The organism is uncultured Williamsia sp., from assembly GCF_947494875.1.
Classification (GTDB): Bacteria; Actinomycetota; Actinomycetes; order Mycobacteriales; family Mycobacteriaceae; genus Williamsia_A.
This window is the reverse complement of the sequence record NZ_CANLWM010000001.1, coordinates 962,257-985,463: the sequence shown is the minus strand read 5'-3', so window position 1 is coordinate 985,463 and position 23,207 is coordinate 962,257. Positions and strand designations below refer to the sequence as shown.

Here is a 23,207-nt window from a genome sequence, read left to right as displayed (position 1 = left end):
CGGACCCGACGGGCGTCGGGTCCGGCGGGTGGGGATCAGCCGTGGCCGATGTCCGTGTGGTGGGTGCCGGCCGACGGGTCGACGTGGCCGCCACCGGTCAGGCCGCCGGTCACGTCGCCGAGACCGCCTTGCAGACCGCTCGTCAGGCCGTTGTGCAGCCCGCTCGAGAGGTCCGACTCGCCCGAGGTCCCGCCGAACGTGCTGTCGGGGTTCAGGCCCGACCAGCCGCTGTGCGACGAGGTCGAGGTGTCCGGGAACGGGTTGCTGTGCTGCGTGGCCGTCGGATCGCCCGCCGTCGCCGAGGGCGCGACCGCATTGCTGCCGGCGCCGGTGCCGGGCAGGACGCTGAGGTCCGGGCCGGAACCCGACGGGCCGACGAGGTGCGGTCCCGATCCCGACGGTCCGATGATGTTCGGGCCGGAACCCGACGGGCCGATGATGTTCGGTCCGTTGAACTCCGGGCCGACGATGTTCGGTCCGTTGAACACCGGGCCGATCACGTTCGGGCCGTTGAACACGGGGCCGACGATGTCCGGTCCGTTGAAGACCGGACCGATGATGTCGGGTCCGTGGAACACGGGGCCGATGATGTCGGGGCCGTTCAGCACCGGACCGATGATGTTCGGTCCGTTGACGATCGGTCCGACGATGTCGCCACCGGAGGGCAGCTCCGGGGTGAGTCCGCCGATGAGGCCGCCGAGGGCACCACCGAGGTCGGGGACACCCGGCGTCGGAATGGTCGGTGCCGGCAGGTCGGGCAGTCCGATGCCGGGCAGTCCGGGCAGGGCACCCAGGTCCGGCAGACCCAGGTTCGGCAGGGCACCGCCCAGATCCGGCAGGCCGAGCACGGGGGCACCGGAGATGGCGCCGGAGAGCGCGGCACCGAGCTGGGCACCCAGCTGGCCGTCGAGCGACAGGGCATTGGTGACCGTTCCCGCCAGGGCACCGCCGAGTCCGACGCCGGCGCCGAGCTGTGCGACGAGCTGCGTGGCCCCGTCGGCGACGACCGCGCCGCCGAGGACCGCACCCAGGCCCGCACCGACCGCACCCGCGATCGGGCCGCCGGCGGAGAGCGCCGCGGACAGTGCCCCGCCGATGCCGGCAGCGCCACCGAGGGCCGCCGGATCGAGGGCGAGAGCGCCGCCGAGCGCGCCGCCGAGCTGTCCGGCCAGTGCAGGGTCGACGTTCAGCGCACCGGTGAGACCCGTGGCGATCGCGCCGCCGACGGCCAGCGGGTCCAGGGTGCCGCCGACACCGAGGGCGCCGCCGAGATCGAGGCCACCGGTGGCCAGGCCGCCGAGGGCCGCACCGAGCTGACCCGCGACGTCGCCGCCCGCGGCGAGCGACGATCCGAGGGCCGCGGAGAGCGTGGTCTGCAGGCCGGCACCGGCGCCGAGGACACCGCCGAGCGCTGCGCCCACCTCGGCCGCGCCGAGACCGCCGGCCGCGAGGGCGCCGGTCAGGGCGGCACCGATGTCCGGGATCCCGAGCGCACCGCCGAGGCCGAGTGCACCGCCGAGACCACCGGCGAGACCGCCGGCCAGGCCCAGCCCGGCACCGAGGCCGGTCGCCGCGCCGAGGACGGTCGTCAGGGCGCCGGACAGATCCGCACCACCGGCGAGCAGACCCGCCAGCTGGGTGCCGAGCGATCCCGACAGCGCCGTACCGAGTACGGCCCCGAGGGACGCGCCGACACCGGCGGCGAGCGGTCCACCGGCGGCGAGGGCGCCGGAGAGGACGGCTGTGAGATCGCTGCTCGCCGACAGCAGGGTCGTGGGGTCCAGACTGCCGGCGAGCAGCGAGTTGAGGGAGGCGCCGAGGGCGCCGATTCCGGTGCCGTCGATGCCGAGAGCGGCACCGAGGCCACCCGCGAGGGTGCCACCGAGGTTCGCGACGATCGTCGGATCGATCACGACGGTGCTGCCGAGTCCGGCGGCGACACCGAGGACCGGGGCCAGCGCTGCGCCGAGGCCCGCGGCCAACGACCCGCCACCGGCCAGGGCCGTGCCGAGTGCGGTCGACAGCTGACCGCTCAGGCCGCCGTTCAGCAGAGCAGCGAGGTCGGCGTCGAGGACGCCACCCGCGCCCAGCGCTGCGGTCAGGGCACCACCGAGGTCGGCGGCGAGGCCGGTCGCCGCACCGAGGCCAAGACCACCGTCGAGGCCCAGCGCGCCACCGAGGACGGTCGCGAGCGCGCCCTGCAGGCCGACGCCGCCGGCGAGCAGACCCGCCAGCTGAGCACCGAGGCCACCGTTCAGGGCGGCGCCGAGTGCCGCCCCGAGCGACGCACCGAGATCGGCGGCGACGGTGCCACCGGCACCCAGGGTGCCGGCGAGGATTGCGCCGAGGTCTGTCGTACCGGCGAGCACGCCCGCCAGGTCGAGTCCGCCACCGAGGGCGGTGGTCAAGGCCGCACCCAGCTGGGTGACGATCGCGCCGTCCAGGCCGAGGGCACCGCCGAGCGCGGCGGCCAGGGTGCCGCCGAGTCCGAGTGCGCCACCGAGGCCTGCGCCGGCACCGACGAGGGCCGTCAGCGTGCCTCCGAGAACCGCACCGAGCTGTCCGGCGACGGCGCCGCCGGCGGCGAGCGACGATCCGAGGGCAGCGGAGAGCGTGGTCTGCAGTCCGGCACCGGCGTCGAGGACGCCGCCCAGCGCAGCAGTGATGTCGACGGCACCCAGCCCGCCACCCGCGAGGGCGGCGGTCAGAGCGGCGCCGAGGTCGGGCAGACCGAGCGCACCGCCGAGACCCAGCCCGGTGGCCGCACCGAGCACCGTGGTCAGCGCGGCGGACAGATCGGCGCCACCGGCGAGCAGACCCGCCAGCTGGGTACCGAGCGATCCCGACAGCGCCGTGCCGAGCACGGCGCCGAGCGACGCGCCCAGGCCGGCCGCGAGCGGTCCGCCCGCAGCGAGAGCGCCCGAGAGGATCGCGGTGAGATCGCCGCTCGCCGACAGCAGGGTCGTGGGGTCCAGACTGCCGGCGAGCAGCGAGTTGAGGGAGGCGCCGAGGGCGCCGATCACGGTGCCGTCGATGCCGAGGGCGGCACCGAGGCCGGCGGCGAGGGTGCCACCGAGGTTCGCGACGATCGTCGGGTCGATCACGACGACGCTGCCGAGGCCGGCGGCCACACCGAGCACCGGGGCGAGCGCGGCGCCCAGGCCGGCGGCCACCGATCCGCCGCCCGCCAGAGCGGCACCGAGGGCGGTCGAGAGCTGGCCGGCCAGGCCACCGTTGAGCACGGCCCCCAGGTCGGCGCCCAGGACGCCGCCGGCGCCCAGGGCAGCGGTGAGTGCTCCGCTCAGGTCGGCGGCGAGGCCGGTCGCGGCGCCGAGGCCCAGGACACCGTCGAAGACGGTCGCGAGCGCACCCTGGAGGCCGACGCCGCCGGCGAGCAGACCCGCCAGCTGTGCACCGATGCCTCCGGTCAGGGCGGCCCCCAATGCCGTCCCGAGCATGGCGCCGAGGCCCGCGGCCACGGTCCCGCCGGCGCCCAGGGCACCGGCGAGGATCGCGCCGAGGTTCGTCGTACCGGCGAGCACGCCCGCGAGGTCGAGTCCGCCACCGAGGGCGGTGTTCAGCGCGGCGCCCAGCTGGGCCACGATCGCGCCGTTCAGTCCGAGAGCGCCACCGAGCGCGGCGGCGAGTTGGCCACCCAGGCCCAGCGCGCCACCCAGGCCCGCGGCCAACCCGCCACCGGCACCCACCAGGGCGGCGAGCGTCCCGCCGAGGGCCGCGCCGAGGTCGGCACCGATGACCCCGCCCGCCGCGAGGACACCGCCGAGGGCGGTGGCCAGCTGCGCGGAGAGCGTGGAGTCGAGGACTGCGGAGAGGGTGGCCGGCAGCACGCCACCGGCGGAGAGGACGGCCGCGAGCGAGCCACCGAGCAGCGCCGAGAGGTCACCGGTCACGGTGCCCAGCAGGGCGGCACCCGCGCCCAGGTTCAGTGCGCCGCCGAGGACGGTGCCCAGCGCGGCGCCGAGGCCGACACCACCGGCCAGGAGTCCGGCGAGCTGCGCTCCGAGGGCGCCGGTGAGTGCGGCGCCGCCACCGAGCGCGACACCGAGGACGCTGCCCAGGGCGAGACCGAGGTTCCCGGCGACACCGCCGCCGGCCGCGAGGACGCCCGAGAGGGCGGTGCCGAGAGCGAGTCCGAGATCGCCGCCGCCGACGAGGATGGCCGCGAGGTCGAGTCCACCGGCCGCCGACAGGGCGGCGTCGAGGGCGCCGGCGAGGGCTGCGGTCACGCCGCCGCCGAGGCCGAGGGCGCCGGTGAGCGCGGCAGACAGGGCGCCGCCGGCACCGAGGACGCCGGCGAGGTCGAGGGCGCCACCGAGTCCGGCGACCGCTCCGAGGGTGGCACCGAGCGCGAGACCGAGGTCGCCCGCCAGGGCGCCACCGGCGGCGAGGACGCCGCCGAGCGCGGTCTGCAGGGTGGCGGTGAGGTCACCGGCGAGGCCGGCGATCACGGAGGCGTCGAGCAGTCCGCTCAGGGTCCCGGCGAGCCCGCCGGTCACACCGAGGGCGGCACCGAGCGCGCCGGAGAGTCCGGCGACGACACCGGCACCCAGGTCGGCGCCGACGCCGAGCGCCCCGCCGAGGACGGCGGCCAGCGAACCACCGATCCCGAGGCCGCCGGCCAGCGCGGCAGCGAGGTCGGCGGTCAGGGCACCGCCGGCGCCGAGGACGCCACCGAGGGCGACGCCGAGCGCCGCGCCCACGTTCGCGGCAAGGGATCCGCCGACGCCGAGGGCGCCACCGAGGACGGCACCGACCGTGGAGGCACCGCTGGCGGCGATCACCGCGCCGATGCCGCCGGCTGCGCTCACGGCCGCGTTGATGGTGCCGGCGAGCTGCGCGCCGAGTCCGGCTGCGAGGCCCAGTCCGCCGGTGAAGACGCCCGCCACGGTGGCGCCGAGGTCGAGCAGTCCGTCGATGCCGAGGACCGCGGCGATGTTCCCGCCGAGGGCGATGACCGCGTCGACGAAAGCACCGAACGCGGCGCCGAGGCCGAGCGCGATGTCGCCGCCGAGCTGCACGGCGCCGGCGAGCGCCGCGGCCAGGACCGCCGAGAGCTGCGCGCCGAGGGCGAGGTCGCCCAGCGCGACACCGACGTTGCCCAGGCCGAGCCCGACCAGGTTGGAGAGGTTGAGGTCGACGAGGTTGCCGAGGTTGATCCCACCGAGGGTGAGGCCTCCGATGCCGAGGCCGATGTTCCCCAGCGTCAGCGACGGGAAGGCGATGCCACTCAGGTTGATGCCCCCGAGGCCGCCCAAATTGATGCCCCCGAGCCCGCCTATGTTGATGCCCCCGAGGCCGCCGAGGTTGATGCCCCCGAGGCTGAAGCCGCCGAGCGAGATGCCACCGAGTCCGATGCCGCCGACGGCGACGCCGCCACCGATCCCACCGATCCCGCCACCGATGCCGCCCAGGCCGCCGCCGATCCCGCCCGCCGCGGGGATCGCCCCGGCGTTCACGATCTGGGGCAGCCGGGACCCGCCCGGGAACAGACCCGAGTCGGCCACCAGTGGGGCGGCAGCGGCGATGTCGGCGTGGCAGAGGTTGCTCAGGCCGGCGTCGTTGAGCGCGCACTGGGGGTCCGCCATGTATGCGGCGGCCGCCTTGTCGTCGCGCAGCAGGTTCAGGATGAAGTCGAGAACTGCGTTCGTGGGCATCTGAGCTCCTCAAGTGTTCGGGCCCGCTCCCCGAGGGGGGAGGTGGGGGAGCGGGCTCCGTGGGGTCGACACCGGGCGTACCGGGGGGGATGGACCGCCGGTGTCGAGAACTGACGCTAGGTGCGCCGGGGGTCCCCGGGGAACGGGGACGATCCCCCTTCTCGGCGGGTGGGGGCCATTAGGGGGTCCCCCGGGGGCGTTAGGGGGTCGGGGGATCGCCCCGACTTTCCGCGCCACACCGATGACGTGCGGTAACGATCGGGTGTTTGATGACGACAACGCCTGCGATGCCAACTGCAAGAGGAGCAGCGCCCATGCCGACCGCACTCGGGATCACTGTCGGGACCACCACGTCGGTCGCCGTCAGCACCACCCCGTCGGGCACCTACGACGCCCTGGTCCGCCGGACCGCGCTCGAGGTGTCCCCCGGCAGGGAGCCGGCCCTGGCGACGGCGGGCTCCGCCGAGTCCGCGTCGACCCTCGCAGGGTTCACCGCCCGCGTCGGTGACCCGGTCGCGCTGGTCGCCGACGACGGTCGCCAGTTCAGCGGTGAGGACCTGTACGCGATCGCCCTGGCCGGGATCGTCGCCGAGACCGGCGTCGAGCCCGATGCCGTGGTCGTCGCGTGCCCGAACGGGTGGCAGGCCTACACGGTCGACGCCCTGCGCGCCGCCGCCGACGCCCACGGTCTCACCGACCTCACCGTCGTCCCCGAGGCGATCGCCGCAGTCGCGGCCGCCGAGGCCATGCGCGGTGAGGCGTTCCACGCGCCGACCCCGTCGCACGGTGCGCACTCCGCCCCGTCGCCCGACGACGCCCCGTCCGGTTCCGGCCTCGTCGCCGTCTACGACCTCGGCGGGTCGTCCCTCGACATCACGCTCGTCCGCACCGGTGAGGCGTCGCAGGTCATGGGCCGCCCCCAGCACTCCGACGACATCAGCGGCGCCGCTTTCGACCAGCTGCTGCTGGCGCACGTGGTGGAGTCCGTCGACGCGGCCGACTCGATGGACCCGTTCGACCCGGAGACGATCGCCGCCCTCGAGCAGCTGCGGGAACGCTGCGCGCGGGCCAAGGAGGCGCTCTCCTCGGAGACCGACACCGTCGTCAGCGTCGACCTCCCCGGTGTCCACACCGACATCCGCCTGGTCCGCGACGAAGTGGAAGACCTGCTGCGCGAGCCGATCCTGACCTCGCTCACCCTGCTGCGGGAGACCGTCGCGGCCGGTGGCCACACCCTGCGTGACCTGTCCGCGGTCGTCCTGACCGGCGGCGGCGCGGCCATCCCCCTCGTCAGCGAGGTCCTCTCGGGTGCGCTGCGCGTGCCCGTCGTCGCCGACGGCGACCCGACGACGACGTCCGCGTTCGGTGCCGCGGTGCTGGCGTCGGAGATCGCGTCCGCATCGGCCGCCCTCGACGCCATGCCGGCCAACGCCGCGGCGGCCGCCGCCGACATGGCCGCAGCACGATCGGCCCGCGTCGCACCCGCCCCGCGGACCACCGTCGTGGAGAAGACCACGATGGGCCGCACGAAGCGCCTCGCGATCATCGGCGGCGCCGCCGTGGCGATCGCACTGCTCACCGCGGGTGGCCTGTCGCTGGGCACGGCCCTCTCCGACGAGCCCGCACGCTCGACGACGCCGTCGACACCGTCCGCCGCGCCGTCCGCCTCGACGGGCGCACCGTCCGCCTCGACGGCGCCGGGTGCCGCGAACCCGACCGGATCGCAGGGCTCTGGCGGATCCGGCGGCGCGCAGCAGGCCCCGCAGCAGCGCTCCGGCGGCTCCGGTTCGGGCGGTGCCGCGACCGGTGGCGGCACCCAGTCCGGCGGCAGCGGATCGCAGTCGGGCTCCGGGTCGACCGGCGGCACCTCCTCGGGTGGCGGCACCCAGTCCGGCGGTGGCACATCGTCGGGTGGCGGGACCTCCTCGGGCGGCGGGACGTCGTCCGGCGGCGGCACCGGCAGCGGTGGCGGCGGCGCGTCCTCCGGCGGCGGCTCGGGTGGCGGGAACACCCCGCCGGAGACCGGTGGCCGTCCGACCCTGCCGAGCTTCCCCACGTACACCTACACACCGCCGAACCTCGGCGGAGTCACCAATGTCCCCGGCGCGATCGTCGGCGGCGCCCGCGACACGGTCGGTGGCCTCGGCAACTCCGTCGGCGGGCTGCTCGGCCAGTGACGACGGCCGGTCTGCGTCCACCGGCGCCGGACCTGTCCGGCATGCCCGACGCGCGGTCGCTCGTCGTCGACGCGACCGCCTCGGCCGGGCACCCCTGCGCGTACGGCGTCTTCGGCGTCGCCGGATCCGGCACGTCGGCCGTGGTCACGGCGGTCGGCACGGCCGCCGCGGGTGACGACCGGACACGACTCGTCCGTGGCGTCCCGGCCGATGCCGACGCGGGCAGCGTCGTCGTGGTCGACGACGTGCACACCCTCGACGACGACGCGCTCGGTCATCTCGCGGCGCTGCTGTCCCGCCCGGACATCTCGGTCGTCGTCGGGGGCCGCGCCCTCGACCACCGCCGGCCCCTGCACGACCTGCTCGCGACGATCGCGGCCCGCGGCCGCGTGGTCTTCCTCGCGCCACTGACCGTTCCCGGCGTCGTCGAACGGTCACGGCGACGCCTTCTCACCAGCGCGGCGGCGGCCGTCGTCCGGGCCTCCGGCGGCAACCGCGCCGCCGTCGACGCCGGTCTCGCGGCGGTCGCGGCCCATCCCGACGAGTCCGACCAGCGCATCCTCGCCGATCTGGCGACCGCCGCGATCGGTGCACGGCACCACCAGACGCTGCGCCGTCTCGACCGTCAGGTCCAGCGCACCCTGGCCGTCGCCGGGGCCGGCGCCACCCTCGACCCCGACACCGTCTCGGCGGTCTGCGAGGTCGACGACGACACCGCGCGCTCACTGATCGACGCGGCTCGCGCGTCGGGGTTCCTCGGCGACTCCGACGGTTTCCTCGCCGCGGCCGTGTCCCCGCTCGCCGCCGTCGTCGGCGCGCACCAGATCACCGCGGTCCGCGAGGCCGTCGTCCGGATCCGGTTGGCGCACAACACCCTGACGGTCGACGGCGCGATCGCCGCGGCGCAGTCGGGGATCAGCCATCCCGAGCTCGCCGCCCTCCTGGTCGACGCCGCGCGCGGGGCCACCGGGCACCGTCGCATGGCCGTGTGGTCGGCTGCCCGCGCGGCCGGTGCCGACCACGCAGTGGTCGATCCGGAACTCGCGCGCGCCGCCCTCGAGACCGACGACCTCACCGTGGCGACACGCGTCGCCGACGACTCCCTCGCCTCCACCGACGACGCCGTCGTCGCGCTCGGGGTGCGGATCGGTGCGGCGGTCGCCGCGCGGCGGGGCACGTACTCCCGTGCAGCGCAGTTGTTCCGGTGGTTGGGTGCCGATCGCGCCGGGTCGCAGGCGGCGGTTGGTGTCGTCGCGCTGCTCGGCGCCGGTGACCGCACGACCGCGGCGGAGTTCGCCGCCGCCGCACGGTCGGCCCCGCCCACCACCGACAACGCCGCCGACGGTCTGCTCGCCGACGGGATGTTCGCGTCGCTCGACGCGTCCGCGGCCGGCGCGGTCGGGTCCGTCCTGCGGTCGATGTCGTTGCGGCCCGAGGCCGGTATCGGTGTCGAGGACGCAGCCGACCTCGCAGTGCTGATCCATGTGCACAGCGGCGACCTCCGCGGCGCTCGCGCCGTGGTCGACCGCGCAGGCCTCGACCGCCCGACGTCGTCGATCCGGCTGCGATTGCTCGAAGCGTGGATCGCGATGGCGGGTGGTGATCTCGCCGACGCCGCGGAGATCGTCGGCGCGATCACCCCGGTCCACCACCGCGACCTGTTGCTCGCCCATGCCCTCGCCGCCGCGATCGCCCGGCGACGCGGGGACACCGGCACACTCGGCGCAGCCTGGCGTGCCGCGCAGACGACCGTCGCCGAGGCCGAGGTGGACCTGTTCAGCCTGCTGCCGCTGGGCGAGTTGTGGCTGGCCGCAGTACGACTCGGCGACGGCGACCGCATGGCCCACCTCGTCGACGGGGTCACCCGACTTCTCGCCGGACTCGGCGATCCACCGGTCTGGGCGTCGGCGTGGCACTGGTTCGGGGTGCAGGCCGCCATCCTCGGCGACCAGCCCGCAGCTCTCGTCCCCCACGCACGCGCGCTCGGAGTCGCCGCGGAGACGACCCCGTATGCGGCCGTCCTCGCCCGCGCGGGACGGGCGTGGCTGCGGGTGCTGCAGGGCGACGACGTCCCTGACGTGACACCGCTGTCTGAGAACGAGATCCACACCGCCGCGACGGAACTCCAGGTGTGGGGCCATTCGTTCGACGGGGCGCGGCTGGCCGCGGAGGGCGCGCTGCGCATCGGCGACACCCGTGCTGCGACAGCGCTCCTGCAGACCGCCCGCAGCATCGGGACGGCCGCACCGGTGGCCGACGGCACCCAGGGCGGGTCGGCGCTGTCGGAGCGCGAGGCCGAGGTCGCCGACCGCCTCGTGCTCGGCGAGACCTACCGCGAGATCGGTGCGGCACTGTACATCTCGGCGAAGACCGTCGAGCACCACGTCGCCCGCATCCGACGGCGCCTCGGTGCGCAGTCTCGCTCGGAACTGCTGTCGATGCTGCGCGCGGCCGGTCACGGGGCGGACTGAGAGCCGTCAGGCGCACAACGCCTCGGGACCGAGGTGGTCAGCGGAGGACCTCGACTGTCGGGCAAGCGTGCGGTAATCTCGATTTCCTAGTCGCAATCCTGCGAGGAAGACCTGCCACGCGGCGTTCCTGATGCGAGTTCCGGGCGCCCACAGCTTGCCCACGACCGCGCACTCACAGCGCCGAGGCCGGACCGGCTGCACTCCCCTCCGGGACCTCACTCTCTCGAGTGCAGGTCGGACGGACCATCGATTCATCGATGTCCTCGTCTCACCGGTCTCCATCCACAGCCGGGTGGGTGACAGTCGAGGGTGTCGGTCTCCCGAGTCCCAGGACATCCACTGTGGAATCGCATCACCCCTTGCGCTCATCCCGACCGGGCGCCGCGGAGCGATCCTCCGATCCCCGCGGCGCTCACCGGTCCGACGTCGGCGCTCGCGACATAGTCACGGTCGTCGACTCCGGCGGACCCACCATCGTCTATCAGCCGATCCGTCGATGCTCCGACCACGCGGTGGTCGGGTACGAGGCATTGTCGCGATTCGACCACGGCGGCCCGCCCGACGTGTGGTTTCGTGCCGCCGCCACGCTCGGGCTGTCCGCGGAGCTCGAGGCGGCGGCCCTCAGCCGCGCGCTGGCCGAGACCGCGCACATCCCGCCCGACAAGTTCGTGGCCGTCAACGTCTCCCCCGGCTGCGTGCTCGACGGGGCCGTCCAGGCTCTGCTGACCGCCGGTGACGACCGAGCGATCGTCGTCGAGATCACCGAGGGAAGCCGCGATCGAGGTCGGGGACGCCGTCCACTGCGCACTGATCGATCTCCGCACCGCCGGCACGCGCCTCGCCCTCGACGACGTCGGGACGGGTCACGCCGGACTCCGTCAGATCCTCACCGTGCAGCCCGATCTGATCAAGATCGACGCGACGTTCGCCCACGGGATCGACGCCGATCCCACCCGACAAGCGATCGCTCGAGCGATGGTCACCTTCAGCCGGGACGCCGGGACGCAGTGCTCGTTCGAGGGGGTGGAGACGTGCGCGGAACTGACCGCCATCGTCGAGTGTGGGGGTGAGCTCGCCCAGCGATTCCTCCTCGGACGCCCCGGTCCGCTCCCCGACGACCCGTGACGCGCCGGCTGCTACGAGTCCGCACGCTTGCGACGGGGTTGCCACACGACGAGCGCACTGGTACGCGGGACCGGCACCAGTTCGCCGCCGTGGCGCCGGCGGGTGTCGGCACGCGCGGCGGCCAACTCGGCCTCCAGCTCACGGACCCGGGCCGACAAGGCGTCGACGTGGTTGGTCAGATCGATGATGCGTTTGATGCCCTCGAGGTTGACGCCCTCGTCCTGCGACAGCCGCTGCACCTCGCGGAGCAGGTCGACGTCACGCTGCGAGTAGCGCCGGCCGCCGCCGGCCGCCCGCTGGGGACGCACGAGCCCGAGGCGGTCGTAGGTCCGCAGGGTCTGTGCGTGCATGCCCGCGAGTTCCGCGGCCACCGAGATCATGAACGTGGCGCCGTCCGTGGGCCGTTCGTCACGGTTCTTGCCCGGCATCACTGATCACCCCATCCCTCCCGTGGGCGGAAACCGTCGGCGCGTTCGGCGTCGGCGTACTCCCGCAGCTTCGCCAGGGCATCGGGGCCGAGCGACGACGGCACGGCGACCTTGACGGTCACCAGCAGGTCGCCGGCACCGCCGGACCGCTTCGGCACACCCCGTCCGCGGACGCGCAAGGTGCGACCGTCGGCGGTGTTCGGCGGGATCTTCAGACCGACGGTGCCGTCCAACGTGGGGACGGACACCGTGGCGCCGAGCATGATCTCGCCGAAGCTCACCGGCAGCTCGACCTTCAGGTCGTTGCCCGACCGCGTGAAGACCTTGTCGTCACCGACGTGCACGGTGACATACAGGTCGCCGGAGGGCGCGCCGCGCAACCCGGCCTCGCCCTGGCCTGCGAGCCGGATCCGCTGTCCGTCCTCGACGCCGACCGGGATCCGCACGTTGATCGTGCGGGTCCGGACGGTCACGCCGTTGCCGGAGCAGTCGGGGCAGGGCTCGTCGATCTTCGAGCCGGTCCCCTGGCAGTCCGAGCAGGGCTCACTGAAGCCGAAGTGCCCCTGGTTGCGACTCACCACGCCCGCGCCGTTGCAGGTGGGGCACACACGGGGGCTCGTGCCCGGCTTCGCACCGCTGCCGTGGCAGGTGGTGCACGGCGAGGGCGATGTCAGCGACAGTGACACCGTGGTGCCGCGCGCCGCGTCGCGGAAGCCGAGCGTGGTCTCCGCCTCGAGGTCGTTGCCGCGCTTGGGGCGTGACGACGACCGCGGCGAGCGGTTGAAGAGACCGCCGAACAGGTCGCCGATGTCGGCGCCACCCGCGCCACCGCCCCCGAACAGGTCGCTGACGTCGAAGCCGCCGTTACCGAAATCGGTTGTGCGGGTGTAGCCGCCGGGGAACCCGCCGGCTCCGCCGTTGCCCCGGAACGCGCCGCCGGCGAAGGCTCGACGGGTCTCGTCGTACTCCTTGCGCTTGGCGGGGTCGCCCAGGACGCTGTGCGCCTCCGAGACGCGCTTGAACCGTGCCTCGGCGGCCGCGTCACCCGGATTGGCGTCGGGGTGGAGCTCACGCGCGAGTTTGCGGTAGGCCTTCTTGATCTCGTCGGCCGAGGCGTCCGAAGCGACGCCCAGGTCCTTGTAGAAGTCCTGTTCCAACCATTCCCGTTGGGGAGCCATCGGGCGTCACCTCCTGTCTGTGTGGATCGTTGTCGTGTGTGTGTCGGTGCCTCCTCGGCACCGACGGGGCCGACCCCGCGCCGACCGCCACCAGTGTCGCAGGCAGGCGGTCGTCACGGGGTCGGCATCGTGTCGTGTCAGGACGCGTCGGTGACGGTGACCATCGCGGTCCGCAACAGGCGCTCGCCGAGGCGATAGCCCTGGCGGTACACCTGCCCGATGACCGGCTCGGCACCCTCGCCGTCGTGCTGGACGGCCTCATGCAGCGCCGGGTCGAACGCGTCGCCCTCGGCGCCGAAGGCGGTGAGGCCCTGGCCCTTCAGGGTGTCGGCGATCTTGTCGGCCACACCCTTCAGCGGTCCGGCCTCGAGGTCGCCGTGCGCACGGGCCCGGTCGAGGTCGTCGAGGACGGGGAGCAGGGCGTTCATCAGGTTCGCCTTGCCCGTCTCGACGGCACCCTGCCGCTCGCGGTCGGCGCGACGCCGGTAGTTGGCGTACTCGGCCTGCAGTCGCTGCAGGTCGGCCAACAGCTCGGCCTCCTTCTCCGACTGCGCGGCGGCAGGATCCGGCGCAGCCTCGGCGGCGGGATCCGCCTGTGCCGCCCCGTCGGTGTCGAGACCGTCGGGATCGACGGTCACGTCACCGTCGGCGACGTCCGCGGCCTGATCCGGGTCCACGTCCGACGCGGTGTCGGTGGTGGCCGACTCGGCCCGCACCTCCCCCGTCTCGGGATCGATGCGGCGCCGATCGGTCACGGTCACCGGCTCCTCGGGCGTGCCCGGTCCCTGTGCGGTCACTTCTTCTCACCGGAGTCGTCGGTCTCGTCGACGACCTCGGCATCGACGACGTCGTCGGCACCGCCGGCACTCGGGCCACCCTGCGCCGCATCGGCATCCGCCGACGCGTTCGCGTAGATCGCCTGGCCGAGGGCCTGCGACTCGGTGGACAGCTTCTCCACCGCCGACTTGATGGCGGCGAGGTCGGTGCCCTTGAGCGCCTCGTTCGCCTCGGAGATGGCGGACTCCACCTTCTCCTTCGCCTCCGCCGGGACCTTGTCCTCGTTCTCCTTGAGGAACTTCTCCGTCTGGTTGACCAGCGACTCCGCCTGGTTGCGGGTCTCGGCCTCCTCGCGGCGCTTGCGGTCCTCGTCGGCGTGGGCCTCGGCGTCCTTGACCATCCGGTCGATCTCGTCCTTGCTCAGGCCCGAACCGTCCTGGATGCGGATGGTGTTCTCCTTGCCGGTGCCCTTGTCCTTCGCGGTGACGTGCACGATGCCGTTGGCGTCGATGTCGAACGTCACCTCGATCTGCGGGACACCCTGCGGCGCAGGGGCGATGCCGGCCAGCTCGAACGAACCGAGCAGCTTGTTGTGCGAGGCGATCTCGCGCTCACCCTGATAGACCTGGATCTGCACCGACGGCTGGTTGTCCTCGGCCGTCGTGTAGGTCTCGCTGCGCTTGGTCGGGATCGTCGTGTTGCGCTCGATCAGCTTGTGCATCACGCCGCCCTTGGTCTCGATGCCCAGGCTCAGCGGGGTCACGTCGAGCAGGAGCACGTCCTTGACCTCGCCGCGCAGGACACCGGCCTGCAGGGCCGCGCCGACCGCGACGACCTCGTCGGGGTTCACGCCCTTGTTGGGCTCGCGACCACCGGTCAGCTCCTTCACCAGGTCGGAGACGGCCGGCATACGGGTCGAACCACCGACGAGAACCACGTGGTCGATGTCGCCGACGGAGATGCCGGCGTCCTTGATGACCGCCTGGAACGGCGCACGGGTGCGCTCCAGCAGATCGGAGGTGATCTTCTGGAACTCGCTGCGCGACAGCTGCTCGTCGAGGAAGAGCGGGTTCTTCTCGGAGTCGACCGTGATGTAGGGCAGGTTGATCGAAGTGCTCTGTCCGCTGGACAGCTCGATCTTCGCCTTCTCCGCGGCCTCACGCAGGCGCTGCAGGGCCATCTTGTCCTTGGTCAGGTCGATGCCGTTCTGCGCCTTGAACTTGTCGACGAGCCAGTCGACGATGCGCTGGTCCCAGTCGTCGCCACCGAGGTTGTTGTCACCCGAGGTCGCGCGGACCTCGACGACACCGTCGCCGATCTCGAGCAGCGAGACGTCGAACGTGCCGCCACCGAGGTCGAAGACGAGGATGGTCTGTTCCTTCTCGCCCTTGTCGAGCCCGTAGGCGAGCGCGGCCGCGGTCGGCTCGTTGACGATGCGCAGGACGTCGAGGCCCGCGATCTGGCCGGCCTCCTTGGTGGCCTGGCGCTGCGAGTCGTTGAAGTACGCGGGGACGGTGATGACCGCCTCGGTCACCTCGTCGCCCAGGTACGCCTCCGCGTCGCGCTTGAGCTTCATCAGCGTGCGGGCGCTGATCTCCTGCGGGGTGTACTTCTTGTCGTCGATCGATGTCGTCCAGTCGCTCTCGCCCATGTGGCGCTTGACCGAGCGGATGGTCCGGTCGACGTTGGTGACGGCCTGGTTCTTCGCGGGTTGCCCGACCAGCACCTCGCCGTTGCGGGCGAACGCCACCACCGACGGGGTGGTGCGCGAGCCCTCGGCGTTGGCGATCACGGTGGGGTCGCCGCCCTCGAGCACTGCCACCACCGAGTTCGTGGTGCCGAGGTCGATACCGACAGCACGTGCCATTCCTGTTGCCTCCTGTGTTGCGTGTCGCCGGGTCATGTCCGACGACCTGTCTGCGATGGTCGTGTGGAACCTCAGCGTGGACGACTCAAGTAGTACCCGCGGATTCGCAGGGCGTCAACTTCTCTTGAGTCTTTGTCGCTCAGGTTTCATGCTTGCCAACGGGGTCGCCCGTGGGTTTGTTCCCCGAGCTCTCGGCGGTCGGCACCCCGGCGGGTCCGCGCGTATCGTCGTCGCCGCCATGCGTCGCGTGTCCCGCTTCCTCCGTCCGGTCCTCAGATGGGGTTCCCGCCTACCCGTGGTCGCCGCCGTCGCCGGGCTCCTGGCCGTCGTGTGCGTGACGTCCGTCGTGGTCGTGGCGCTCCGTCACGGGGACTCGACGTCGCGTCCCGCCGCCCACACCGCGGTCGGCGCGACCACCGGGCCACTCCCGCCGGTGATCGTGAAGCGCTACGACTACCTCTCCGCGCCGGTGGCCGAGAGCGGCGCCGACATCCCTCGGGCGCCCGCGGACGAACCCCCTCCCCCGGACCCCCGCCAGAACTACGGGGATCTGTACCTGCCCGCGGGTGCGCACGCCCGCGACTCGCTGCCCCTGGTGGTGCTGATCCACGGCGGTGGGTGGACGTCGCGGTACAGCGCGGCCACGTTCGACCCGCTGGCGCGCGCCCTCGCCGTGAAGGGGCTCGCCGTCTTCAACATCGAGTACCGCCGTCTCGGGTCCGGCGGTGGGTGGCCGACCACCTTCACCGATGTCGCCGCGGCCACCGACTTCGTCCCCACCCTCGACCGCGAGAACCCCGACATCGACGCGTCGTCGTCGACGGTCGTCGGGCACTCCGCGGGTGCCCAGCTCGCGGTGTGGGTCGGTACGCGCGGCCGCCTGCGCACCCAGCAGGTGGGCTCCGAGCCGCTGTGGCAGCCGAACCGCATCGTCTCGCTCGCCGGGCCGCTGAACATGCGGCTGGCGGCGCAGCGCGGCGACACGCGGGTGACCCGCATCCTCGGCGGCACCCCGGCCCAGGTGCCCGACCGCTACCGCACCGTCGACCCCATCGAGAACATCGACCCGACGGTCCCCGTGCTCGTCGTGCACGGCACCGCGGACACCGTCGTCTCCCCGACGCAGTCGCTCACCTATGTCGACGCCGTGAAACGCGCCGGGGGCCACGCCACGCTGCGCCTGCTGCCCGGTCAGACGCACTCGGCCCTGGTCACGAAGGGATCCCCTGCGTTCCCGACCGTCGTCGACCTCATCGCACGGACGGCGCGCTCGACGTCCTGACCGGCGCTGCCCAGGCGGCGTCCAGGCTTCTCACAGGTTCGGGCGTCAGGGTGGCCACCATGTCCGCGTCGCCCGAGTCCCGCCGTCGTCCGGGATGCCTGTGGCGCAGGTCACGGGAATGGGTCATCGGGTCCGGCGTTGGTAGCTTCGACCGCACCCCGCCCCCGACGACGTCTCGAGCAGCACGATGACCACGGCCCTGCGCACCACCGCGCCGACCGCGACCACCGCGCCGGCGACGTCGACGCGCGCTCGACGGGCTCATCTGCACCAACTCGACCTGGTCCGGGGTTCGACGTTCCTGCTGGTGATCTTCTGTCACGTGCTGACCAACACCAACGCCACCGACGGTGTGGTCACCAACGGCCTCGGCATGGCCGGGCACTTCACCCGCAACTCGTTCTTCTTCCTCACCGGCTTCGTCCTCATGTACGGCAACTACGCCAAGGAGGACTTCTCGACCTGGCAGTTCTGGTCGCGTCGCCTGAAGCTGGTGGCGATCCCCTACCTCATCTGGTCGATCGTCTACTGGGCCTTCGGCGTGGTGCAGACCTCGGGATGGAGCGAGCTGCCGTTCTCGCTGCCGGATCTCGCGAAGGGACTGGCCTGGGGGACGTCGGGCTTCCACCTCTACTTCATCTTCGTGATCATCCAGTTCTATCTGCTCTTCCCGCTGATCCTGTGGGTCGTGCGGGCCACGCGGAACCACCATCGACTGCTGCTGGCGGCGAGTTTCGCGGTGCAGATGGGTGTCCTCCTCGCGATCCGACACCTGGCGCCGCACCTGCCGCCCGGCAGTTGGATCGCACAGAACTGGTGGCACGCCTACTCGACGTTCCTGCCGTACCAGTTCTTCGTGTTCCTGGGTGCGGTGTGCGCCGTCCACCGCGATCGGGTCGACGCGTTCCTCCGCGGCCGGGGCTGGTGGATCCTCGGGGCGCTGACCCTGTCGGCGGTGTTCGGGCTCGTCACCTACGTGATGCGTCTCGACGGTGGGGAGACCCCGGCCGACGCGAGCTTCGCGCTCCAGCCGACCCTGCAGCCGTTCATCCTGTGCGCGATCGCCGCCCTCTACGCGGCGGCCGTGTGGTGGTCCGACCGTCGCGACAGGACGCCGCGGTTCAACCGCGTGGTCGCGTACGCCTCCAACCGTTCGTTCGCGATCTTCCTGTCGCACGTGTTCGTGCTGCAGCTGCTGATCCTGCCGCGGGGCAACCCGAACACCCCGGTCGGATGGTTCGAACAGCATCTCGGGTCACCGTGGGCCACGGCCGTCGTCTACGTCCTCACGGTCTCGATCACCCTCGTCGTCGCCGAGGGTCTCCGCCGGGCACCGGGTGCGCTGTATCTCACAGGTCGTCCCCGCGTGGCGTTTCGGCGCTCTGCGCAGGCAACTTAGGCTGACCTTCACTGCGCGGTGACGCGTCCGGGTCGTACCGTTTACTGACAGGTAACCCGGGCATTCTCTCGTGAGGGGCCCAGGCCAGCGAGCCCTGACCAGAGAGGCCGACTGCCGTGAATGCCACGACAATCACCATCGGGACCGTCGCCGCCGCGCTCAGCATCGTGTGCTGGGCGTACTTCGTGCAGGGCGTGACGCACACCGTGCGTCAGATCCTGATCGGACAGAAGGCGCCGAACCGGTTCACACCTGTCGTCCCGCGCTTCCTGACGATGGTCAAGGAGTTCGCCGGGCACACCCGGATGGTGAAGTTCCGCACCGTCGGCTGGGCGCACTGGCTGGTCATGGTCGGCTTCCTGCTCGGCTCGGTCCTCTGGTTCGAGGCCTACGGGCAGACGTTCGACCCCGAGTTCCACTGGCCGGTCGTCGGCGCCTGGGACATCTACATCTTCGCCGACGAGGTGCTCGGGCTCGGCACCGTCATCGGCATCGTCGTGCTGATGGTGATCCGCCAGCTCAACCACCCGCGCCGCGCGGAGCGGCTGTCGCGGTTCTCCGGCTCCGGGTTCGGTGCCGCCTACTTCGTCGAGGCGGTCGTCCTCCTCGAGGGCCTGGGCATGATCTTCGTGAAGACCTTCAAGATCGCCTCCGGTGTCGAGGACCCGCCGATCTGGACCTCGTTCTTCACGCACTACCTCGCGATGGCCTTCCAGGGCATCGACCCGTTCTGGGTCTGCATCGCCGCCGTCATCAAGCTCATGTCCGGCATGGTGTGGCTGGCCGTCGTCGGCCGCAACATCACCTGGGGCGTCGCGTGGCACCGGTTCTCGGCGTTCTTCAACATCTACTTCAAGCGTGAGGCCGACGGCTCCGTCGCCCTGGGCGCCGCCAAGCCGATGACGTCGCGCGGCAAGGTCCTCGACATGGAGGAGGCCGACCCCGACGTCGACCTCTTCGGCGCCGGCAAGATCGAGGACTTCAGCTGGAAGGGCTGGCTGGACTTCTCCACCTGCACCGAGTGCGGTCGCTGCCAGAGCCAGTGCCCGGCCTGGAACACCGGAAAGCCGCTGTCGCCCAAGCTGCTCATCACGTCCCTGCGTGACCACGCGAACGCCAAGGCCCCGTACCTGCTGGCCGGCGGCAAGACCGACATGGGCGGCGACGAGGTCGGTCTCGTCGACGCCGACGGCAACCCCGACGAGGCGCGGATCGCGAAGATCCCCGAGAAGGCCCGTGTCGAGGCGGAACGCCCGCTCGTCGGCCCGAGCGAGGGCATCACCGGCGGCGGCGTCATCGACCCCGACACCCTGTGGAGCTGCACCAACTGCGGTGCGTGCGTGGAGCAGTGCCCGGTCGACATCGAGCACGTCGACCACATCATCGACATGCGCCGCTACCAGGTGCTCATCGAGTCCGACTTCCCCAGCGAGCTCGCCGGCCTGTTCAAGAACCTCGAGAACAAGGGCAACCCGTGGGGCCAGAACGCGTCGACCCGCAACAACTGGATCGACGAGATGGACATCGAGATCCCGGTCTTCGGTGAGACCGTCGACACCTTCGAGGGCTTCGAGTACCTCTTCTGGGTCGGCTGCGCCGGCGCGTTCGAGGACCGTGCGAAGAAGACCACCAAGGCCGTCGCCGAACTCCTCGACATCGCCGCGGTGAATTTCCTGGTCCTCGGCCAGGGCGAGACCTGCACCGGCGACTCGGCGCGCCGCGCGGGCAACGAGTTCCTGTTCCAGATGCTCGCCCAGCAGAACATCGAGACCATCGGCGAGGTGTTCGCGACCGCTCCCGAGCAGAAGCGCAAGATCGTCGTCACCTGTGCGCACTGCTTCAACGCGCTCGGCAACGAGTATCCGCAGCTCGGCGCGAAGTACGAGGTCGTGCACCACACCCAGCTGCTCAACCGGCTGGTGCGCGACAAGCGACTCATCCCGGTCGCCCCGGTCGCCGAGGACGTCACCTACCACGACCCCTGCTTCCTGGGCCGCCACAACAAGGTCTACAGCGAGCCGCGCGCCCTGATGGCCGCGTCCGGGTCCGCGTTGCGCGAGATGCCCCGTCACGGTGAGCGTTCCATGTGCTGTGGCGCCGGCGGCGCGCGCATGTGGATGGAGGAGTCCATCGGCAAGCGCATCAACCTCGACCGGGTCGACGAGGCCCTGTCGACGCTGCCCGCGAACGGTGGCGACGAGGACAAGAAGCAGAAGATCGCGACCGGCTGCCCGTTCTGCCGGGTGATGCTCAGCGACGGGACCACCGCCAAGACCAGCGGGACCGACCGCGAGGACAAGGTCGAGGTCGTCGACGTCTCGCAGCTGCTGCTCGAGTCCGTCACCCGCGGTGCCCCCGAGATCCGCCGCGGCGGACGCTATCTCGGACCGGTGGTCACCTCCGACGGCCAGGTCTCCGAGGAGACGCAGAAGGACGAGGCCGCGCATGCGGTCACCGCGACGACCACCGCGGCGGAGCCCGCGGAGGCCGCGGCCGAGGCGACCGGGACCGCCCCCGCGGCACCGAAGCCGACCGTCGGTCTCGGCATGGGCAAGGGCATGAAGCGGCCCGGACAGAAGGCCCCGGCCGGCGACGCGGAGAAGCCCGCCGGAACAGGTGGCACCCCGGCGAAGACCGCCTCGGGCGACACGGCAGACACCACCGCGACAGCCGCGGCACCGGCCGAGCCGAAGTCCGCGGGCTTCGGTATGGCCAAGGGCCTGAAGCGGCCCGGGCAGAAGGCTGCCGCACCCGCGGCCGCTCCGGCCGAGAAGGCAGAGCCCGCAGAGTCGACGGGATCCGCCGAGACCACCGCAGCCGCACCGGCACCCGAGCCGAAGGCCAAGGGCTTCGGCATGGGCGCCGCCAAACGGCCGGGGCAGAAGGCCGCCTCCGGCGACGGGCAGAAGGCCACCGCACCCGCGGCCGCTCCGGCCGAGAAGGCGGAGCCCTCGGAGCCGGAGTCCGAGCCTGCCTCACAGACCACCGATTCCGCGCAGAAGTCCGAGCCGACCGCGGAGGCGAGTTCTGAGTCGGTGGCCGAGAAGCCCGCTCCGGCAGCGAAATCGGCTGGGTTCGGCATGGGTGCCGCCAAGCGACCGGGGCAGCGATCGGCGGCGGCGTCGAACGGCACCGGGTCCGCCCCGTCGTCGAACGGCTCGTCGTCGAACGGCTCATCCGCGAACGGCTCGTCCGCGAACGGGACGTCGTCCACCGAGGACACGTCGGACGCATCCGAGTCGTCTGCACATGCGAACGGGGACAACGCCACCGAGGCCTCCGACGGCGAGACGAACGACTCCTCGGACTCGACCACGCCTGCGACGTCGAACGGCTCGGACGACGGCGACCGGGTGGTCTCCGAGACCGGGCCCGCGAAATCCGCGGGATTCGGGATCGCCGCAGGGAAGAAGCGTCCAGGCCGGGGCTGACCCGACTGTCACAGAGCACCGTCCGACACCACGTTGCGGGGCAGATGCAGGTCCACGTGGTTATGATCCACGCTGACGTACCGCCGTCGGGTCCGACGACGGGCGCAGCGACGGGAGGCGCGGGGTGGTCACTCGACCCGAGACACCGGGTTCGCTGCTCTCCGCCCTGTCCGACGCCGACGTAGCGCGGGTCGTCGGCGACATCGCCCCCGGCAAGCTCGCGGCAGTGGCCGTGAAGATGGAGGCGTCCGATCGGATCGCGGCCGCATTCGGCCGCGCCACCGGCCTCGCCGCACGGCAGGCGACACTCGTGGCCGTCGCCGACCTCGTCGGGGACCAGGGCATCGTGTTCGCGGGTGCCGCAGACCTCGGGGTGGTGGTCGTCGACGTCGACCTGGTCGACCCGCAGCGCATCGTCGCCGACGTGGCGCGCCGCCTCGCCTCCACCATCGCCGTCGACGGCGTCGACTACTTCGTGCAGACCCACATGGGCGTGGCCTTGCCGGGCGACGCCCACGGCCGCGACGTCCGCGACGTCCTGCAGGCGGCGATCGCGGCGGTCCACCACGCCACGACCTCCGGGTCCCATCTCGCCTGGGCCTCGGACATCTCCATCAGCCACCTGCGCGAGGAGATCGAACTCGCCGCCGAACTCGCCAACGCCGTCGGCGAGGCGTTCACGCTGCACTACCAACCGATTGTGCGGATGGACACGCTCGAGGTGGTCGGCTACGAGTCGCTGCTGCGCTGGACCGTCGACGATCGCGTCCGGTTGCCCGGCGAGTTCCTCGACGCCGCCGAGGAGACCTCCCTCATCGTCCCCATCGGGCGGTGGGGTGTGGTCGAGGCGATCCGTCAGCTCGGGGCGTGGCAACGGCTCGTCGGCGACGACGAGCTGTTCGTGTCGGTGAACTTCTCGTCGCAACAACTGGTCGACCACGCGCTCACGGGCCACATCGCCGACGCCCTGACCCGTGCGGGCGTCCTCGCCGCGTCTCTGTGGATCGAGGTCACCGAGCGCGACCTCATCACCTCTGATTCTCCTGCGGCACAAACGATTCGCGAGCTCGCCGACCTGGGCTGCGTCATCGCCGTCGACGACCTCGGCACCGGTTACGCCGCGCTGCGCTACATGGTCGACCAGCCCGTCAGCGTCGCCAAGATCGACCGGTCACTCATCCAGGGCGTCGACGGCGGCGTCAGCCGCAGCATCGTCGAGACCGTCTGTCGACTCGCCGACGACCTCGGCATCCGCTCGGTCGCCGAGGGCGTCGAGGACGGTGCCGTCGTCGACGTGCTCCGCGAGATCGGGTTCACCCACGCCCAGGGGTACCTGTTCGGGCGGCCCCAACCCGCGGCGGACATCGTTCCACCCGGCGCCTGAGGCGTTCCCCCGC

Annotated in this window: 12 protein-coding genes and 1 pseudogene; 8 read left to right on the top strand and 5 right to left on the bottom strand. The window is 72.3% G+C overall.

All coding sequences use genetic code 11. From position 1 onward, the window contains the following. Positions 1-35: 35 nt before the first annotated feature. Positions 36-5,675, bottom strand: coding sequence for an IniB N-terminal domain-containing protein (locus Q1A98_RS04595; protein ID WP_299570237.1), 5,640 nt, complete (start codon positions 5,673-5,675; stop codon positions 36-38). Between the two features lie 314 nt (positions 5,676-5,989). On the opposite strand from Q1A98_RS04595, the gene Q1A98_RS04590 reads away from it, so the two are divergent. The 4 genes and pseudogenes from Q1A98_RS04590 to Q1A98_RS04580 all read left to right on the top strand — a co-directional run bounded on the left by Q1A98_RS04590 (position 5,990) and on the right by Q1A98_RS04580 (position 11,448). Beyond that, on the top strand, positions 5,990-7,852 hold the full coding sequence (locus Q1A98_RS04590) for an Hsp70 family protein (protein WP_299570236.1): 1,863 nt from the start codon (positions 5,990-5,992) through the stop codon (positions 7,850-7,852). Continuing rightward, complete coding sequence (locus Q1A98_RS04585; protein ID WP_299570235.1) at positions 7,849-10,323, top strand: LuxR C-terminal-related transcriptional regulator; 2,475 nt, start codon at positions 7,849-7,851, stop codon at positions 10,321-10,323. Before Q1A98_RS04590 ends, Q1A98_RS04585 begins: the two co-directional genes overlap by 4 nt. A 257-nt stretch (positions 10,324-10,580) precedes the next feature. Further along, positions 10,581-11,036, top strand: a pseudogene (locus Q1A98_RS22365) (EAL domain-containing protein); the annotation flags it as partial. A 19-nt stretch (positions 11,037-11,055) separates the two neighbouring features. Beyond that, positions 11,056-11,448: an EAL domain-containing protein gene (locus Q1A98_RS04580; RefSeq protein ID WP_299570233.1), complete on the top strand. Its 393-nt coding sequence runs from the start codon at positions 11,056-11,058 to the stop codon at positions 11,446-11,448. A gap of 11 nt (positions 11,449-11,459) precedes the next feature. Here Q1A98_RS04580 and Q1A98_RS04575 read toward each other — a convergent pair whose 3' ends face one another. The 4 genes from Q1A98_RS04575 to dnaK form a co-directional block, all read right to left on the bottom strand. Beyond that, on the bottom strand, positions 11,460-11,876 hold the full coding sequence (locus Q1A98_RS04575) for a helix-turn-helix transcriptional regulator (protein WP_299570231.1): 417 nt from the start codon (positions 11,874-11,876) through the stop codon (positions 11,460-11,462). Continuing rightward, positions 11,876-13,054, bottom strand: a complete 1,179-nt coding sequence (dnaJ, locus tag Q1A98_RS04570) for a molecular chaperone DnaJ (RefSeq protein ID WP_299570229.1) — start codon at positions 13,052-13,054, stop codon at positions 11,876-11,878. The genes Q1A98_RS04575 and dnaJ overlap by 1 nt, the downstream gene beginning before the upstream one ends. 137 nt (positions 13,055-13,191) lie before the next feature. Beyond that, a complete protein-coding gene (gene grpE / locus Q1A98_RS04565) occupies positions 13,192-13,851 on the bottom strand; it encodes a nucleotide exchange factor GrpE (protein WP_299570227.1) in 660 nt (219 codons plus the stop codon). Then, the gene (dnaK, locus tag Q1A98_RS04560) at positions 13,848-15,698 is read right to left on the bottom strand and encodes a molecular chaperone DnaK (protein ID WP_299570226.1); all 1,851 of its coding nucleotides are present in this window, start codon (positions 15,696-15,698) and stop codon (positions 13,848-13,850) included. Before dnaK ends, grpE begins: the two co-directional genes overlap by 4 nt. Before the next feature lie 238 nt (positions 15,699-15,936). Here dnaK and Q1A98_RS04555 point away from each other — a divergent pair, with 238 nt between their 5' ends. The 4 genes from Q1A98_RS04555 to Q1A98_RS04540 all read left to right on the top strand — a co-directional run bounded on the left by Q1A98_RS04555 (position 15,937) and on the right by Q1A98_RS04540 (position 23,194). Next, on the top strand, positions 15,937-16,980 hold the full coding sequence (locus tag Q1A98_RS04555; protein ID WP_299570224.1) for an alpha/beta hydrolase fold domain-containing protein: 1,044 nt from the start codon (positions 15,937-15,939) through the stop codon (positions 16,978-16,980). 187 nt (positions 16,981-17,167) lie between these two features. Continuing rightward, complete coding sequence (locus tag Q1A98_RS04550; protein ID WP_299570222.1) at positions 17,168-18,379, top strand: acyltransferase; 1,212 nt, start codon at positions 17,168-17,170, stop codon at positions 18,377-18,379. Positions 18,380-18,495: 116 nt separating this feature from the next. After that, positions 18,496-21,810, top strand: a complete 3,315-nt coding sequence (locus tag Q1A98_RS04545) for a (Fe-S)-binding protein (protein ID WP_299570220.1) — start codon at positions 18,496-18,498, stop codon at positions 21,808-21,810. 124 nt (positions 21,811-21,934) lie between these two features. Further along, positions 21,935-23,194, top strand: coding sequence for an EAL domain-containing protein (locus Q1A98_RS04540; RefSeq protein WP_299570218.1), 1,260 nt, complete (start codon positions 21,935-21,937; stop codon positions 23,192-23,194). Positions 23,195-23,207 lie beyond the last annotated feature (13 nt).

Bases quoted from the DNA above. Each gene is read 5' to 3' on its own strand.
- Q1A98_RS04595 (WP_299570237.1), bottom strand. From the start codon at position 5,675: ATGCCCACGAACGCAGTTCTCGACTTCATCCTGAACCTGCTGCGCGAC.
- Q1A98_RS04590 (WP_299570236.1), top strand. From the start codon at position 5,990: ATGCCGACCGCACTCGGGATCACTGTCGGGACCACCACGTCGGTCGCC.
- Q1A98_RS04575 (WP_299570231.1), bottom strand. From the start codon at position 11,876: ATGCCGGGCAAGAACCGTGACGAACGGCCCACGGACGGCGCCACGTTC.
- dnaJ (WP_299570229.1), bottom strand. From the start codon at position 13,054: ATGGCTCCCCAACGGGAATGGTTGGAACAGGACTTCTACAAGGACCTG.
- dnaK (WP_299570226.1), bottom strand. From the start codon at position 15,698: ATGGCACGTGCTGTCGGTATCGACCTCGGCACCACGAACTCGGTGGTG.
- Q1A98_RS04555 (WP_299570224.1), top strand. From the start codon at position 15,937: ATGCGTCGCGTGTCCCGCTTCCTCCGTCCGGTCCTCAGATGGGGTTCC.
- Q1A98_RS04550 (WP_299570222.1), top strand. From the start codon at position 17,168: ATGACCACGGCCCTGCGCACCACCGCGCCGACCGCGACCACCGCGCCG.